This window comes from Mycobacterium sp. MMS18-G62 (assembly GCF_053877835.1).
In genome coordinates this window covers 4,331,732-4,348,090 of the sequence record NZ_CM132662.1, presented here as the reverse complement: position 1 = coordinate 4,348,090, position 16,359 = coordinate 4,331,732, and the positions used below count along the sequence as shown (strand labels likewise).

15 protein-coding genes are annotated in these 16,359 nt (G+C 66.8%); 2 read left to right on the top strand and 13 right to left on the bottom strand.

The window, feature by feature from the left end; translation table 11 throughout:
* Nucleotides 1-148: 148 nt before the first annotated feature.
* From metK to pyrR, 13 genes are all read right to left on the bottom strand, one after another.
* On the bottom strand, nt 149-1,357 hold the full coding sequence (gene metK / locus ACWW36_RS21680) for a methionine adenosyltransferase (protein WP_456138023.1): 1,209 nt from the start codon (nt 1,355-1,357) through the stop codon (nt 149-151).
* 115 nt (nt 1,358-1,472) lie between these two features.
* Entirely contained in the window at nt 1,473-2,726 is a 1,254-nt protein-coding gene (coaBC, locus tag ACWW36_RS21675) for a bifunctional phosphopantothenoylcysteine decarboxylase/phosphopantothenate--cysteine ligase CoaBC (RefSeq protein ID WP_456138022.1), read from the bottom strand.
* 13 nt (nt 2,727-2,739) lie between these two features.
* On the bottom strand, nt 2,740-3,057 hold the full coding sequence (gene rpoZ / locus ACWW36_RS21670; RefSeq protein WP_456138021.1) for a DNA-directed RNA polymerase subunit omega: 318 nt from the start codon (nt 3,055-3,057) through the stop codon (nt 2,740-2,742).
* 63 nt (nt 3,058-3,120) lie between these two features.
* On the bottom strand, nt 3,121-3,708 hold the full coding sequence (gmk, locus tag ACWW36_RS21665; protein ID WP_456138020.1) for a guanylate kinase: 588 nt from the start codon (nt 3,706-3,708) through the stop codon (nt 3,121-3,123).
* Between the two features lie 7 nt (nt 3,709-3,715).
* Nucleotides 3,716-4,030: an integration host factor, actinobacterial type gene (gene mihF, locus ACWW36_RS21660; RefSeq protein ID WP_014815655.1), complete on the bottom strand. Its 315-nt coding sequence runs from the start codon at nt 4,028-4,030 to the stop codon at nt 3,716-3,718.
* 657 nt (nt 4,031-4,687) lie between these two features.
* Nucleotides 4,688-5,176, bottom strand: a complete 489-nt coding sequence (locus ACWW36_RS21655) for a hypothetical protein (RefSeq protein WP_456138019.1) — start codon at nt 5,174-5,176, stop codon at nt 4,688-4,690.
* On the bottom strand, nt 5,173-5,991 hold the full coding sequence (gene pyrF, locus ACWW36_RS21650) for an orotidine-5'-phosphate decarboxylase (protein WP_456138018.1): 819 nt from the start codon (nt 5,989-5,991) through the stop codon (nt 5,173-5,175). The genes ACWW36_RS21655 and pyrF overlap by 4 nt, the downstream gene beginning before the upstream one ends.
* 2 nt (nt 5,992-5,993) lie before the next feature.
* Nucleotides 5,994-9,332 carry a carbamoyl-phosphate synthase large subunit gene (carB, locus tag ACWW36_RS21645; protein WP_456138017.1) on the bottom strand — a complete coding sequence of 1,113 codons (3,339 nt, stop codon included), beginning with the start codon at nt 9,330-9,332 and terminating at the stop codon, nt 5,994-5,996.
* Nucleotides 9,333-9,408: 76 nt separating this feature from the next.
* Nucleotides 9,409-10,527, bottom strand: coding sequence for a glutamine-hydrolyzing carbamoyl-phosphate synthase small subunit (gene carA / locus ACWW36_RS21640; protein WP_456138016.1), 1,119 nt, complete (start codon nt 10,525-10,527; stop codon nt 9,409-9,411).
* Nucleotides 10,524-11,024: a PH-like domain-containing protein gene (locus ACWW36_RS21635; protein ID WP_456138015.1), complete on the bottom strand. Its 501-nt coding sequence runs from the start codon at nt 11,022-11,024 to the stop codon at nt 10,524-10,526. Before ACWW36_RS21635 ends, carA begins: the two co-directional genes overlap by 4 nt.
* Complete coding sequence (locus tag ACWW36_RS21630) at nt 11,021-12,313, bottom strand: dihydroorotase (protein WP_456138014.1); 1,293 nt, start codon at nt 12,311-12,313, stop codon at nt 11,021-11,023. Before ACWW36_RS21630 ends, ACWW36_RS21635 begins: the two co-directional genes overlap by 4 nt.
* Complete coding sequence (locus ACWW36_RS21625) at nt 12,310-13,257, bottom strand: aspartate carbamoyltransferase catalytic subunit (RefSeq protein WP_456138013.1); 948 nt, start codon at nt 13,255-13,257, stop codon at nt 12,310-12,312. The genes ACWW36_RS21630 and ACWW36_RS21625 overlap by 4 nt, the downstream gene beginning before the upstream one ends.
* Nucleotides 13,254-13,829 (bottom strand): bifunctional pyr operon transcriptional regulator/uracil phosphoribosyltransferase PyrR, encoded by a 576-nt coding sequence (gene pyrR / locus ACWW36_RS21620; RefSeq protein ID WP_456138012.1) that lies wholly within the window; start codon nt 13,827-13,829, stop codon nt 13,254-13,256. Before pyrR ends, ACWW36_RS21625 begins: the two co-directional genes overlap by 4 nt.
* A gap of 106 nt (nt 13,830-13,935) precedes the next feature.
* Here pyrR and ACWW36_RS21615 point away from each other — a divergent pair, with 106 nt between their 5' ends.
* Complete coding sequence (locus ACWW36_RS21615; RefSeq protein ID WP_456138011.1) at nt 13,936-15,138, top strand: serine hydrolase domain-containing protein; 1,203 nt, start codon at nt 13,936-13,938, stop codon at nt 15,136-15,138.
* A 17-nt stretch (nt 15,139-15,155) separates the two neighbouring features.
* A complete protein-coding gene (locus ACWW36_RS21610; protein WP_456138010.1) occupies nt 15,156-16,355 on the top strand; it encodes an FAD-dependent monooxygenase in 1,200 nt (399 codons plus the stop codon).
* Nucleotides 16,356-16,359 lie beyond the last annotated feature (4 nt).

The window sequence follows — 16,359 nt, the reverse complement described above, 5'->3', positions numbered from 1 at the left end:
CGAGCTGACACCCACGCGAGGTCGCAGTTGTTGCGAGAAAGTTCGAGTGCCGCGCGCGATAAGTGCAGTCTCGCGAAACCCGACCGTCAGACCGACCTTGTCGCGTCTGACTCCTCAACGCGGCTCGTACCTCGCCGCTTGATCGTCGTCAGACCGAAGCCTTCAGGTCGTCGACCTTGTTCAGCTGCTCCCACGGCAGGTCGATGTCGGTACGGCCGAAGTGGCCGTATGCCGCGGTCGGAGCGTAGATCGGCCGCAGCAGGTCCAGATCGCGGATGATCGCGCCGGGCCGCAGGTCGAACACCGAGGTGATGGCCTTCTCGATCCTGGCCGGGTCAACGGTCTCGGTGCCGAAGGTCTCGACGAACAGGCCGACAGGCGCCGCCTTGCCGATCGCGTAGGCGACCTGCACCTCGACCCGCTCGGCCAGGCCGGCGGCAACGACGTTCTTTGCCACCCAGCGCATCGCGTACGCCGCGGAACGGTCCACCTTGGACGGATCCTTGCCGGAGAACGCGCCGCCGCCGTGGCGGGCCCATCCGCCGTAGGTATCGACGATGATCTTGCGGCCGGTCAGCCCGGCGTCACCCATGGGACCGCCGAGCACGAACTTGCCGGTCGGGTTGACCAGCAGCCGGTAGTCGGAGGTGTCCATGGTGTCGTGCGCCAGGTCGCCCAGCACGGTGTTGACGACCTTCTCGCGAATGTCCGGCGTGAGCGTGTTGACGAGGTCGATGCCGTCGGCATGCTGCGTCGAGAGCACGACGGTGTCCAGCCGCACCGGGGTGGTGCCGTCGTATTGAACCGTCACCTGGGTCTTGCCGTCCGGGCGCAGGTAATCCAGCACGCCGCTCTTGCGGACCTCGGTGAGCCGACGCGACAGGCGATGGGCCAGCGCGATCGGCAGCGGCATCAGCTCCGGGGTGTCCTTGATCGCGTAGCCGAACATCAGGCCCTGGTCGCCGGCGCCCTGCAAGTCCAGCGGATCCTGCTCACCCTCGACGCGAGTCTCATAAGCGGTGTCGACGCCCTGGGCGATGTCGGGCGACTGCGCGCCGATGCCGATGTTGACGCCGCAGGTCTCGCCGTCGAAACCCTTGTCCGACGAGTCGTAGCCGATCTCCAGGACGCGCGCGCGCACGGTGTTGGTGATGTCGGCGAACGCTTCCTTGGCCGTCGTGGTGACCTCGCCGACGACGTGCACCTGACCGGTGGTGACCAGCGTTTCGACCGCGACTCGGGACCTGGGATCGTCCGCGAGCAACGCGTCGAGCACGGAGTCGCTGATGGCGTCACAGATCTTGTCGGGGTGCCCCTCGGTTACCGACTCACTGGTAAACAGCCGAGCTTTGCTCACGTTCGATCCCTTTCCGAAACTTAGCCAATCGAATTATATCGCTGTCTGTTGCACCCAAGCGCGGGCCCCAAACATGCGCAACCCTTACGCGCAGGCCGGATGCGTCCGCTCGGGCTTACCCGCCGCTGTTGTGCAGGAAGGCCACGATCGCGTCAACAATACGGCTGGCCATCAGAGTTTTCGAACCGTGCTCCAATGCGGATTCGGTCCCGTCCGACGCCAACAGCCACCCGTCGTTGTTGTCCACCTCGAATGCCCGATTCTCGCCCACCGCATTGACGACGAGCAAATCGCATCCCTTACGCCGCAATTTCGCGCGGGCGTGGAAGAGCACGTCTCCGTTGGCATCGCCGGTTTCTGCAGCGAACCCGACGATGGCCCGCATGTTGGGCAGCTGGCCGTCGGCGCGCGCGCGTACGGCACCCGCCAAGACGTCGTCGGTGCGGGTCAGCTCGATCAGGGGCTCGCCGGCGTTCGGATCGGCGGATTTCTTGATCTTGCTGGTGGCCGGGTGCGAGGGCCGGAAGTCAGCGACGGCGGCGGCCATCACGAGCACGTGGGCGTCCGGCGCATGTTTGGACACGGCGTCCTTGAGCTGGCTGGCCGAGCCGATGTGAACGACGTCGACGCCGGCCGGATCGATCAGACCCGCGGTGTTGCCGGCGATCAGCGTGACGTCGGCGCCACGCTGAGCCAGCACACGGGCCATCGCATAGCCCTGCTTGCCCGAGCTGCGGTTGCCGATGAATCGCACCGGGTCGATCGGCTCGCGGGTGCCACCGGCGGTCACCAGAACCCTGACTCCGGCCAGGTCGTACGGGAGCGCGTCGCCGCGCTCGAGCAGCAGCTGGGCCAGCGTGGTGATCTCCTCGGCTTCAGGCAGCCGCCCGGCACCCGTGTCGGCACCCGTCAGCCGGCCGGACGCGGGCTCGAGAACGATCACGCCGCGGCGGCGCAGCGTGGCGACGTTGTCGACGGTCGCCGGGTGAAACCACATCTCGGTGTGCATGGCCGGCGCGAACAGCACGGGACACCGCGCGGTCAGCAGGGTTGCCGTCAGCAGGTCGTCGGCACGGCCGGCGACGGCGCGGGCCAGCAGGTCAGCCGTTGCTGGGGCGACGACGACGAGATCGGCTTCCTGCCCGATGCGCACATGAGGTACTTCGTGGACGTCGTCCCAGACGCCGGTATGGACGGGGTTGCCAGACAGCGCCTCGAAGGTGGCAGCGCCGATGAAGCGCAGCGCGGATTCGGTAGGGACGACGCGGACGGAGTGGCCGGCCTCGGTGAGCTGACGGACCACGGTGGCCGCCTTGTAGGCGGCGATGCCACCGGCGACGCCGACGATGATCCGCTTGCGGTCCACCACCGCGGAGCCTTAGCTACTCACCCTCGGTGTGCTCGAGCAGGTCTTCGTGGATCTCGCGCAGCGCGATCGACAGCGGCTTTTCCTGCAGGCCGGGCTCGACCAGCGGGCCGACGTATTCGAGGATGCCGTCGCCGAGCTGGTTGTAGTAGTCGTTGATCTGGCGTGCACGCTTGGCGGCGTAGATCACCAGCGCGTACTTGCTCGACGCGCGGTCCAGCAACTCGTCGATGGGCGGGTTGGTAATGCCCAGCGGCGTGTCGTAGGCGCCGGCGGCGGACGTGTCGATGTCGTCCACAGCGGCCAGCTGCGCATCGGCGTGCGGGGTGCTCACGTAGAAAATCTCCTGGAGGGTTAGGTGGCTCTCGGGCTGGATCGCGCCTCCCCGGCGCCCGAACTAAGTCCGGCCCACCAGCAAGGATACCAATTCGGTGCAGGCGGATTCCAATTCGCTGTTCACGACGACGACGTCGAAGTCCTTTTGAGCGGCAAGTTCGTCGCGGGCGGTGGCCAGTCGGCGGGCCATCACCTCCGCGGTTTCCGTGCCGCGGCCGATCAATCGGCGCTCCAGATCTTCCCAGCTGGGCGGCGCGAGAAAGACGGAGATCGCCTCCGGCATGGCCTTCTTGACTGCTCGCGCACCGGCCAGATCGACCTCGATGAGAACCGGCCGCCCAGCCGCTGTAGCTGCGAGAATCGGCCCCGCGGGCGTACCGGAACGGTGCAGACCGCCGTGAATCTCAGCCCACTCCAGCAGTGCGCCGTCGTCGATGAGCTGCTGGAACCGCTCGGCCGTCACGAACGTGTAGTCGACTCCGTCGACCTCGCCGGGACGCGGTGCCCTGGTGGTGACGGAGACGCTGAAGTGCAGCTCGGGAATGCGATCGCGCAGGCAGCGGACGACCGTCGATTTCCCGACGGCAGACGGGCCGGACAACACCACCACCGGAGCGCTTGTGCTGCCCGGCCCTCCGCCTTCGTTCACTGACTCGCTACTGGTCGAACTTCTCCAGCAGGGCCTTGCGCTGACGATCGCCCAGGCCGCGCAGTCGGCGGGTGGGTGCGATCTCGAGTTCGGTCATGATCTCCTGCGCCTTGACCTTGCCAACCTTGGGCAACGCCTCCAGTAGCGCAGAAACCTTCATCTTGCCCAAGACCTCGTCGGTCTCGGCGTCCTTGAGCACCTGCTTGAGGTTGGTGCCGCCGCGCTTGAGCCGGTCTTTCAACTCGGCTCGTGCTCGACGTGCGGCAGCAGCCTTCTCCAACGCTGCCGCGCGCTGTTCGTCGGTCAACTGGGGAAGGGCCACGGGTTCCTCCGTCTCGTCACCATCATCTGTTTTGTCTCGGCTGACCTAAAAACTCCTAGAACCAGCCAGCGTGGACGACCGTACCCACGCAATCTGACGAAAGCTAACCCCACCCCCTGGTTATGGCGTCAAAAGCCCAGCGTGTAGTGCGCGTCCTCAGCGTTGTCGCGCGGCGTTCAGACGGCCTTGAAACAGCGAATTTCGCCCCCGAATCGCCGGATATGCCTGCATATCAACGGTTTTCGACGACGAAAACGGTTTACCCAGCGCTGGTACGCACGCGACCCAGCGCGGCACGCAACACCGCTTACGGTCGAAAAATTAAAATTTCGCCTGGTCATGGTGTGTCGGGCGTGTCGCGGGCACTTGCGCGCACATTTTGGCGGCCACAAGGGGAAATGAATACAAAATCAGGTTCTGATGCCGGCCACGCATGACAACTACGGTGCGTAGTAGCTCTCTGACGGCCCAGGAGCGGCCGACGGTACGGTCGTGGTACGTCGGCGGCCTGGTGTCGAGTGTCGCGAGCCCGGCATGGGCGTGCGGTTGCGGCGCGTACATCCCCGACCGGTCCGGCCCTTCCGTCGTCGACACACGTAACCACGGCGACGTCACGGGCCTGATCCTGACCGCTGGCGCTGCGGCGGCAGCGAGGATCTACCGTCTGATCTCGACGAGCAGTACCCACGCGTTGGCCGTAGCAGACACGAAACCCGTTGTGACCGCGGCAGTTACCCAATACAGGCCGCCGCCTTGCTGCACCCACAGCGAGACGGCGCCGGCCATCAACAACAGCGCGGGGACTCCGAGGAGCAGCGTCGACGTCATGGCGCGCGCCGGATGCTCGCCCGTCCGCTGCTGCCGCATACCGATAATCACAGCCGCGGCCGTCGCCAGACCGACCACCCCGATCTCGGCGGCCAGCGCACGGTGGTCCTGTCCTGGCGTGGCGACGAAGATCGCCGTCAACAGGATGGCGACGGTCAACCCGAGCGTGGTGGCGGCGCGCGCCGGGACGCCGCGGTACTTCAGCACGTCGGACAGGTTCAGTGACAGACCGACGAACAGCAGGCCGGCCAGTGCGGCTGCTCCCCCGGCGACCGTGTTCGCGAAGTCGGTCCAAGCCGCGGTGTCGTAGGCGGTCATGCCAGATACGCCACCGCATCGCGCATGCGTTCGGCCGCGGATCGCAGTGCGGCCACGTCGGGACCTTCGCGCAGCAGCTCACGCGATACCGCGGGCAGCAGCTGCCCGGGACCCGCGCCGCCGAAGCCTTTGAGCGCCTCAGGCCGACCACCCTGAGCGCCAACGCCGGGCACCAGGACCGGGCCGTGGAGATCGCTGAGGTCAGGCGGGTCGGTCAGGGTGGCGCCGACGACGACGCCAACCGAGCCAGGCTCAGGCAGTGCACTCCGGTTGACCGCGGCCGCCGCGTCGACGATCGACTGCGCGACGGTGCGGCCTTCGACCTGCGCGCGCTGAACAGAGGCACCTTCCGGATTGGAGGTGGCCGCGAGGACGAAAACCCCGCGACCGTGCGACGAGGCGGTATCCAAAATCGGCTGCAGCGAGCCGAAACCCAGATACGGCGAGACCGTCACCGCGTCGGCGGCCAGAGGTGAGTCTCCAGCCCACGCCTCGGCGTAGGCCCCCATCGTCGAGCCGATGTCGCCGCGCTTGGCATCGGCGAGAACCAGCACTCCGTGGTCGCGCAGTGCCCCGATGGTGCGCTCCAGCACCGCATAGCCCGCCGCGCCGTAGGCCTCGAAGAAGGCGACCTGAGGCTTGACGATCGCGAAATCCGCGTAGGCGCTTACGCATACATCGCAGAACTTCGCGAGTCCGTCGGCGTCGACCGATAAACCCCACGCGCGCAGGAGCTCCTGGTGAGGGTCGATGCCGGGGCATAGCGGGCCTCGCCGCGACACCGCCTCGGCCAGCCGCCGACCGAACCCACCCACGCCTACGGTCCCAGCACGCTGTGCAGTTCTTGCAGCGACATCACACCGATGTCACCGCGAATGCCCGCCTCGATGCCCTGTACCGCGGCCGAAGCGCCCTGGACAGTCGTCACACATGGAATGTTCATAGAGACCGCCGCCGAACGGATCTCATAGCCGTCGATGCGCGGACCGGAGTTGCCGTACGGGGTGTTGATGACCATGTCGACTTCGCCTGCGCGGATCGCGTCGACAGCCGACAACCGTGGGCGGTCGGCGCTGGGCTCCTCGAAGTGCTTGCGGACCTCGTCGCACGGGATGCCGTTGCGCCGCAACATCTCTGCGGTGCCCGCGGTGGCCAGCACTCGAAAGCCCAAGTCGGCCAGGCGTTTCACGGGGAACACAAGTGAGCGTTTGTCGCGGTTGGCCACCGAGACGAACACCGTGCCCTCGGTGGGCAGGGAGCCGTAGGCTGCCGTCTGGCTCTTCGCGAACGCGCTGCCGAAGTCGTGGTCGATGCCCATCACCTCGCCGGTCGACTTCATCTCCGGACCCAGAAGCGAGTCCACCTGTGCACCGTCGGCCTTGCGGAACCGATTGAACGGCAGCACCGCCTCCTTGACAGCGACGGGGGCGTTGCGCGGCGCGACGGCGCCGTCACCGGTCCTCGCGAGCAGGCCCTCGTCGCGCAGCTGGGCGATGGTGGCGCCCAACATGATTCGCGCACACGCCTTGGCCAGCGGCACCGCGGTCGCCTTCGAGACGAACGGCACCGTACGGCTGGCACGCGGGTTGGCCTCGAGCACATAGAGCACGTCGTCTTTGAGTGCGTACTGCACATTGAGCAGCCCGACCACGCCGATGCCGTGCGCAATGGCCTCGGTGGCGCGCCGCACATTGTCGATGTCGCTGCGGCCCAATGTGACCGGCGGGAGCGCACACGCCGAGTCGCCGGAGTGGATGCCGGCCTCCTCGATGTGCTCCATGATCCCGCCGATGTAGACCTCGGAGCCGTCGCACAGCGCGTCGACGTCGATCTCGATGGCGTCCTCCAGGAACCGGTCGACCAGCACCGGGTGCTCGGGCGAGAGCTGGGTGGCGCGGGTGATATAGCCCTCCAGCGTCTGGTCGTCGTAGACGATCTCCATGCCGCGACCGCCCAGCACGTAGGACGGACGGACCAGCACCGGGTAGCCGATGTCGGCGGCGATCCGCCGGGCCTGCTCGAAGCTGGTCGCCATGCCGAACTTCGGTGCAGGCAGGCCCGCGGCCCGCAGCACCTCACCGAACGCGCCGCGGTCCTCGGCAAGGTCGATGGCCTTGGGGCTGGTGCCGACGATCGGCACCCCCGCCTTCTCCAGCCGCTCGGCCAATCCCAGCGGGGTCTGTCCACCGAGTTGCACGATCACGCCGACGACACCGGGGCCACCTTCGCCGGATTGCTGTTCCGCATAATAGATTTCGAGCACATCCTCGAACGTCAACGGCTCGAAGTACAGCCGGTCGGCGGTGTCGTAGTCGGTGGACACCGTCTCGGGGTTGCAGTTGACCATCACGGTCTCGAAACCGGCCTGGCTCAACGTGGTCGCCGCGTGCACGCAGCTGTAGTCGAATTCGATGCCCTGCCCGATCCGGTTAGGGCCGGAGCCCAGGATCAGCACCTTCGGCTTTTCGGCCTGCGGGGCGACCTCGGTCTCGGCGGCCGGGTCGAGTTCGTAGCTGCTGTAGTGGTAGGGCGTCTTGGCCTCGAACTCGGCCGCGCACGTGTCGACGGTCTTGAACACCGGATGGATGCCGAGCCGCTGCCGCAGTGAGCGCACGCCTACCTCGCCGGCCAATTCCGGTCGCAGCGCGGCGATCTGGCGATCGGACAGCCCGTGGTGCTTGCTGCGCCGCAGCAGTTCCTCGTCGAGGACCGGGGCGTCGAGCAGCTCCGACCGCAGAGTGACCAGCCCGGCGATCTGCTCGACGAACCACGGGTCGACCCCCGACGCCTCCGACACCTGCTCGACCGTCGCACCGAGCCGAAGCGCCATCTCCATGTCGTAGAGCCGCCCGTCCGTGGGCGTCTTGAGATCTTCGAGCAGGTCGTCGACCGACTTCTCGGGATCCGGGGCCGTCCAGAAGCCCGCGCGGCCCGTCTCCAGTGAGCGCATCACCTTGCCGAGCGCCTCGATGAAGTTGCGGCCCAACGACATCGCCTCACCGACCGACTTCATCGTCGTGGTCAGGGTGGGGTCCGCGCCGGGGAACTTCTCGAATGCGAACCGGGGAGCCTTGACGACGACATAGTCCAGCGTCGGCTCGAAACAGGCAGGGGTCTCCTTGGTGATGTCGTTGAGGATCTCGTCAAGCGTGTAGCCGATGGCCAGTTTGGCGGCGATCTTCGCGATCGGGAAACCGGTTGCCTTGGACGCCAAGGCACTCGAGCGCGACACCCGCGGATTCATCTCGATGACGATGAGACGGCCGTCCTGCGGGTTGACGGCGAATTGGATGTTGCAGCCGCCGGTGTCGACGCCGACCTCTCGCAGGATCGCGATGCCGAGGTCGCGCATCTTCTGGTATTCGCGGTCGGTCAGCGTCATCGCGGGGGCCACGGTCACCGAGTCGCCGGTGTGCACGCCCATCGGGTCGACGTTCTCGATCGAACACACCACGACCACGTTGTCATGGCCGTCGCGCATCAGCTCGAGCTCGAATTCCTTCCAGCCGAAGATGGATTCCTCGATCAGCACGTTGGCGCTCGGCGAAGCGGCCAGGCCGTCGCCCGCCATCCGCTCGACGTCGTCGGCCGAATACGCCATACCCGAACCGAGGCCGCCCATCGTGAAGGACGGTCGCACCACCACGGGCAGGCCGAGCTCCTCGACTGTCTCGCGGACCTCGTCCATGGTGAAACACACACGGGACTTGGCGGATTCGCCGCCGACCTTGGCGACGATGTCCTTGAACCGCTGCCGGTCCTCACCGCGCTGGATCGCTTCGAAGTCCGCGCCGATCAGCTCGACACCGTAGCGGTCAAGCACGCCGTTTTCGTACAGCGCGACCGCGGTGTTCAACGCGGTCTGCCCGCCCAACGTGGCGAGCAGCGCGTCGATCTTGTTGCCGCGCTCGGCTTGTTGGGCGATCACACGCTCGACGAACGCCGGGGTGATCGGCTCGACGTACGTGTGATCGGCGAACTCCGGATCGGTCATGATCGTCGCCGGGTTGGAGTTGACCAGGCTGACCTGAAGGCCCTCGGCCCGCAGCACGCGGCACGCCTGCGTGCCTGAGTAGTCGAACTCGCAGGCCTGCCCGATCACGATCGGCCCTGAGCCGATCACCAGCACGTGGTTGAGGTCGGTCCGCCTGGGCATTAGTTGTCCCCCCGCGCGAACGCGCATGTTTGTACGCAAAACGCCCCGAAATCTGTACATGGGTGTGCGCTCGCGGTCATGACTCCTCCGCCATCAGGTCCACGAATTGGTCGAACAGATACTCGGCGTCGTGTGGCCCTGCCGCCGCCTCCGGGTGGTACTGGACCGAAAACGCGCGCCCGTTGACGAGTTTGATGCCCTCGACGACACCATCGTTCGCGCACGTATGGCTGACCTCGGCGACGCCGAAGGGTGTGTCGAACCGCTCCCCCGCCTCGCCCTCTAGCGCGAAACCATGGTTCTGCGCAGTAACCGCGACGCGGCCGGTGGCGTGGTCGATGACCGGGACGTTGATGCCGCGGTGCCCGAACACCATCTTGTATGTGGAGCGGCCCAGCGCCCGGCCGAGGATCTGGTTGCCGAAGCAGATGCCGAACAACGGAATCCCGGCGCCCAGCACCTCGCGGGTGACGCCGACGATGTGGTCCGCGGTGGCCGGGTCGCCCGGCCCGTTGGACAGGAACACCCCGTCCGGTTTCAGGTCGGCGATCTGCTCGAAGTCGACCGTCGACGGCAGGACGTGGCTACGGACACCGCGACGGGCGAAATTGCGCGGCGTGTTCGTCTTGATCCCGAGGTCGATCGCCGCCACGGTAAAGCGTTGCGGCCCATCGGGTTCCACGATATACGTCGCATCGGTGCTGACTTGGCCCGCGAGGTTGGCGCCGAGCATCGATGGCTGCCCGCGAACCCGGCCGAGCAGCTCGTCGGCGTCGGTCAGCGCGTCACCGGAGAAGACGCCCGCCTTCATCGATCCGAGGCTGCGCAGATGGCGTACCACCGCGCGGGTGTCGATACCGGCGATGCCGACGACGCCCTGACGGACCAGCTCGTCGTCTAGTGTGCCGGTCGCCCTCCAGTTGGATGCGCGGGGCGATGGGTCGCGGACCGCATACCCCGCCACCCAGATCTTGTCGCCGCGGCTTTCGGCGTCTTCGTGGTTCCAGCCGGTGTTTCCGATTTGGGGTGCGGTGGCGATGACGATCTGCCCGTGATAGCTCGGATCGGTCAGCGTCTCCTGGTATCCCGACATGCCGGTGGAGAACACCGCCTCGCCCAGTGTCTGCCCGACGGCCCCGAACGGGGTACCGGTGAAGATGCGGCCGTCCTCGAGGACGAGCACCGCCTTGCTCATGCCACCCCCTCCAGCCATTTCGAATACTCGTCGCGGTTGTCCGCGCGGAACCCAGTGTCAATTTCGGCTCCCGACGGCAATCGCCACCGGATCGCCAAGATGCCTTCGTGGGTCATCGCCTTGCCGGCGATGCCCTTCTCAGTGCGAATCGCAGCGATCGCGTCGTCGGGTATCCAGATCGGGCCTGCGCCGGTGCGCTGCAACATGATTCCTTCGGGATAGCGGGTCAGCACGGCCTTGGCGCGGAAGCCGAGGTCGCCGACAGCGATGCGGTCCAGCCAGCTCGGTGCCAGCGTGCTGCCGACGTAGAGGCCCTTGGTGGCGGGGATCAGTGCCGGGCCGACGGAATCCGGCAGAGCCGGAAGCGTGCCGATCAATTGCGCCTGGCGCTGCGCGCGGCGTAACCAGCCGCGCAGCATCTGCCGGATCAGGAACGCGATCACCACCGCGACCACCGCGGCCATGATCAGCGATGCGACGAGGGTGCCGGTGTTCATGCCGGGCTCTTCCCGTCACGCGCGGTCACCTTGCCCCGCAGCAGTGTCAGAGTGACGGCCGCAGGCAACTCCATGGACTCGTAGGGGGTGTTGTCCGACCGGCTGGCCAATGCGGTGCCCTCGACGGTCCAGGTGGCGTCGGGGTCGACGACGGTGAGGTTCGCCGGCTCGCCGACTTCGAGGGGTCGGCCCTGATCGGGCAAACCGACTATGCGGGCGGGGTTTTCGCTCATCACCCGGGCGACCTCGCGCCACGTCAGCAAGCCGGGTCGCACCATCGTCTCCACCACCACCGACAACGCGGTCTGCAGGCCGAGCATGCCGGGCCGGGCCTCGGCGAACTCACAGAACTTCTCGTGCTCGGCATGCGGCGCGTGATCGGTCGCCACGCAATCGATGACGCCGTCGGCCAATGCCTGGCGCAGTGCTTCGGCGTCGGAGGACTCACGGAGCGGCGGGTTGACGCGGTTGCGGCCGTCATAGCTGGCAAGCCGGCTGTCGTCCAGCAGCAAGTGATGCGGCGTTACCTCGGCGGTGATCGAAATGCCCTGCGCCTTGGCCCATCTGATGATCTCGACCGTTCCCGCGGTGGACGCGTGGCAGATGTGCACCCGCGCTCCCGCGTCGCGGGCCAGCAGGGCGTCACGGGCGACGATGGATTCCTCGGCGGCGCGGGGCCAGCCCGCCAGTCCGAGCCGCGCGGCGTTGGGTCCTTCGTGCGCGACGGCGCCAACGGTGAGCCGCGGCTCTTCGGCGTGCTGGGCGATCAGCACGCCAAGGCCCGTCGCGTACTCGAGGGCGCGCCGCATGATCAGCGGGTCGTGCACGCAGATGCCGTCGTCGGAAAACATCCGCACCTGCCCTGCCCCGGCAGCCATCATGCCCATCTCCGTGAGCTGCTTTCCCTCCAGCCGCATGGTGACCGCGCCGACGGGATGCACGTCGACGAGTCCGACCTGTTGGCCGCGGTGCCACACGTGGTCGGTGACGACGGGGGTGTCGGCGACCGGGTTGGTGTTGGCCATCGCGAACACCGCCGTGTAGCCGCCCAAAGCCGCTGCGGCCGAACCGGTTTCGATGTCTTCGGCGTACTCCCGGCCCGGCTCACGCAGATGGGTGTGCAGGTCCACGAAGCCTGGAAGCAGGATCTGGTCGGTGGCGTCGAAGACATCGGCGTCATCGGGGATTGCCAGGTCCGCGCCGATCTCGGTGATCTGGCCGTCGGAAACCAGTACGTCGACGCGGTCGCCCTCGCCATAGAGCCGCACTCCCCGAACCATCACGCTCATGCGCTGATCGCTTCCTGCTCCGCGCCAACGAGTAAGTGGAACAACACCGCCATCCGGACGTGCACGCCGTTGGAAACCTGTTGCAGGACCGCTGACTGCGTGGAATCCGCGACCGAGAAGGCGATCTCCATGCCGCGCACCATGGGGCCCGGATGCAGCACAACCGCGTTGCCGGGAAGCATCGCCTGCCGCTTCTCGGAGAGTCCGTAGAGCACCGAGTACTCCCGCGCCGACGGGAAGAATCCGCCATTCATCCGCTCGGCCTGCACACGCAGCATCAGCACCGCATCGGCGATGGGGAGTTCGGCGTCGAGGTCATGCGACACGGTGACGGGCCATCCGGCCACGCCGACCGGCAACAGCGTGGGCGGAGCGACGAGAACCACTTCGGCGCCGAGCGTGTCGAGCAGCAGGACGTTGGAGCGCGCCACCCTGCTGTGCAGGACGTCGCCGACGATCACGACCCGCTTGCCCTCGATATCGCCGAGCCGCTGCCGGATGGTCAGCGCGTCGAGCAGCGCCTGGGTTGGGTGTTCATGGGTGCCGTCGCCGGCGTTGATCACCACCGGGCCGCCGTGCTCGGTGGCGGTCCACTCGGCAAGCTGCTGGGCCGCACCCGACGCGGGATGGCGGATGATGAGCGCATCGGCACCGGCGGCGCGCAGCGTCAATGCGGTGTCGCGCAGCGATTCGCCTTTGGCCACAGAGGATCCCGAGGCGCTGACGTTGATGACGTCGGCGCTCATCCACTTGCCCGCGACCTCGAACGACACTCGGGTACGGGTGGAATTCTCGTAGAACATCGTGATGACGGTTCGCCCGCGCAGCGTCGGCAGCTTCTTCACCTCGCGGCCCAGCAGCGCCTGGCTGAACCGGTCGGCATCGTCGAGAATCGCCAGCGCTTCGTCGCGGGTGAGGTCGGCTGCGGACAGTAGATGCTTCATCGTGCAGGCCCTCCCTGAGGCGCGATCCAGATGCCCTCGACTTGATCATCTTCAGTGAGGCGCACCTTGACGTTTTCGCTGCGCGAGGTGGGCACGTTCTTCCCGACATAGTCGGCGCGCAGCGGCAGCTCGCGGTGGCCGCGGTCGACGAGGACCGCGAGCTGAACGGCGCGGGGCCGGCCGATGTCGCGAAGCGCGTCCAGTGCCGAGCGGACCGAGCGACCGGTATAGAGGACGTCGTCGACGAGGACGACCAGAGTGTCGTCGATACCGCCCTCGGGGATCGAGGTGTCCTCGAGCGGCCGGGGCGGCTTGTGGTCGAGGTCGTCGCGGTAAAGCGTGATGTCCAGTGCGCCGTGCGGAACCGTGACGCCGGAGAATTCCTTGATCTTCTCGGCCAGCCGGGCCGCCAGGGTTACGCCCCTGGTCGGAATGCCGAGGAGGATGACGCGAGGAGGACCGGCAGGGTCATCCAAAGCGGTCTTTTCGATGATCTGATGGGCGATGCGGGAGATAGTCCGGCCAACGTCCGCTGCGGACATCAATTCCCGGTCGGTGCCAGTCGAGCCCATGAAGCGACTCTGACCTCCTTCTCCGCCTCACTGGACGGCTCGTTAAAGGACGTCGAACTGCGGGGCAGCTTAGCATCCCGCCGACAGCCGCCCGTACGCTGGCGCAGTGAGTCTCGACGGCAACCAGGCGTCCATCCGTGAGGCGATTGACGCCGGTCTACTCGCAGGTGCGGTGACCCTCGCCTGGCGGGCGGGCCAGGTTCTGCAGGTCAACGAACTCGGCCACCGCGATGTCGACGCCAAGCTTCCCATGCAGCGAGACACGATCTTCCGCATCGCGTCGATGACCAAACCGGTGACGGTCGCCGCGGCGTTGAGCTTGATGGAGGAAGGCAAGCTGTCGCTGACCGACCCGGTGGCGAAGTGGCTGCCGGAGCTGTCGGACATGCGGGTGCTGCTGGATCCGGCGGGGCCGATGGACAAGGCCGTGCCGGCCCGGCGCCGCATCACGATCGAGGATCTGATGACGCACCGCAGCGGCCTTGCCTATGCGTTCTCGGTGCTCGGACCGCTGAGCGCCGCGTACGGCAGGATGTCGTTCCGTCAGGACCAGGATCGCTGGCTTGCCGAGCTGGCGGACCTTCCGCTCGCACACCAGCCGGGCGATCGGCTCACCTACAGCCACGCCACCGACGTGCTCGGTATCGCGCTGTCCCGTATCGAGGGCAAGTCGCTGGCAGAGGTCTTGAGCGAGCGGATATTCGAACCATTGGGGATGTCCGACACCGGTTTCAGTGTCAGCACAGCGGGGCGGCGGCGGGCCGCGACGATGTACAAGCTCGACAAAGACAACGTGCTGCGCCATGACGTGATGGGTCCGGCGCCGATCACCGATCCCCCGTTTTGCACGGGCGGGGCCGGGTTGTGGTCGACGGCCGACGACTACTTGAAGTTCGCGCGGATGCTGCTCGGCTTTGGCGCGGTGGACGGTGTTCGGGTGCTCTCCGAGGAATCGGTGCGATTGATGCGCACGGATCGGCTGACCGATGAGCAGAAGCGGTATCCGTTTCTGGGAGCGCCGTTTTGGGTGGGCCGCGGATTCGGATTGAACCTGTCGGTCGTGACGGATCCGGCGATGTCGCGGCAGTTGTTCGGGCCGGGCGGAGTGGGCACGTTCAGTTGGCCGGGCGCGTACGGCACGTGGTGGCAGGCCGATCCTTCGGCGGACCTGATCCTGATCTACCTGATTCAGAATCATCCGGACCTGACGGTCGACGCGGCCGCGATCGCCGGCAACACGTCGCTTGCCAAACTCCAAAGCGCGCAACCGAAGTTCGTCCGCAGGACCTACCAGGCCCTCGACATCTAGCGTTTACGCTGGCGGCCATGCCTCAACCCTCCGTGCTCGTCAGTGGGGCCGGCATCGCCGGTCCGGCCTTGGCCTATTGGCTTGCTAACAGCGGCTATCGCGTGACGATCGTCGAAGTCGCCGATGGCATTCGGCCCGGTGGACAGACCGTTGACCTTCGCGGCGCCGGAGGCGACGTGGTCGAGCGGATGGGGCTGATCGACCAGATGCGTGAGCGCGCACTCGATCAGCGGGGCGTCGCGTGGATCAAGGCCGACGGCAGCCGGCGGGCCGAGATGCCCGTCACCGCCTTCCACGGCAACGGCCTGGTGTCCAAGCTGGAGATCTTGCGCGGCGACCTCGTCGACGTGCTGTACCAGGAGACCAAGCCTTACACCGACTACCGCTTCAGCACGCGCATCGAGGAAATCAGCCAAACAGAGGGCGCCGTCGAGGCAAGGCTGACTGACGGCACCACGCTGTCAGCCGATCTGATCGTCGGCGCCGACGGCCCGCATTCTGCGGTGCGCCGCTTGGTGTTCGGAGGCGAGGAGCAATTCGTCAAACCCCTCGGTGGGTACAACGCGTGGTTCACCGCGCCCGACACCGTCGGCCTCGACGGCTGGTATCTGATGTATCAGGCGCCGGGGCTGAACGCGTCGATGCGACCGTCGCACGACCCGTCGCTGTGCAAGGCCGGCCTGGCGTTTCGCTCCGAACCCGTAGCCTATGACCGGCGCAACCCCGACGAGCAACGCGCTTTGCTCGCAAAGCATTTCGCCGGTGCCGGCTGGCACTGCGATGCGCTGCTGTCGGCGGCGGCCGAGGCGGACGACTTCTATTTCGACTCATTCGCTCAGGTGCACATGCCGACAGTTTCACGGGGCCGGGTGACACTCGTCGGCGATGCCGGCTACTGCGCCTCGCCGCTCAGCGGCATGGGAACGAGCCTGGCGCTGGTCGGCGCGTACGTCTTGGCCGGCGAGCTGGGGCCGGCTAATTCATGTGACGCACAGGGCATCTCAGCAGCGCTGAAGCGATACGAGGACGTGATGCGGCCCTACATCACCCGCTGTCAGGACCTACCCAACGGCATCGACGGCTACCTGCCGAAGTCGGCCAGCGACATCACGATCACCGCGCAGGTGATGAAGTGGATGCAGCGCTGGCCATTTCGCCCCGTCGCCGAGAAGAAGTGGTTCACCACAGCCGACGCGATCGATCTGCCGAACTACTAGCCGT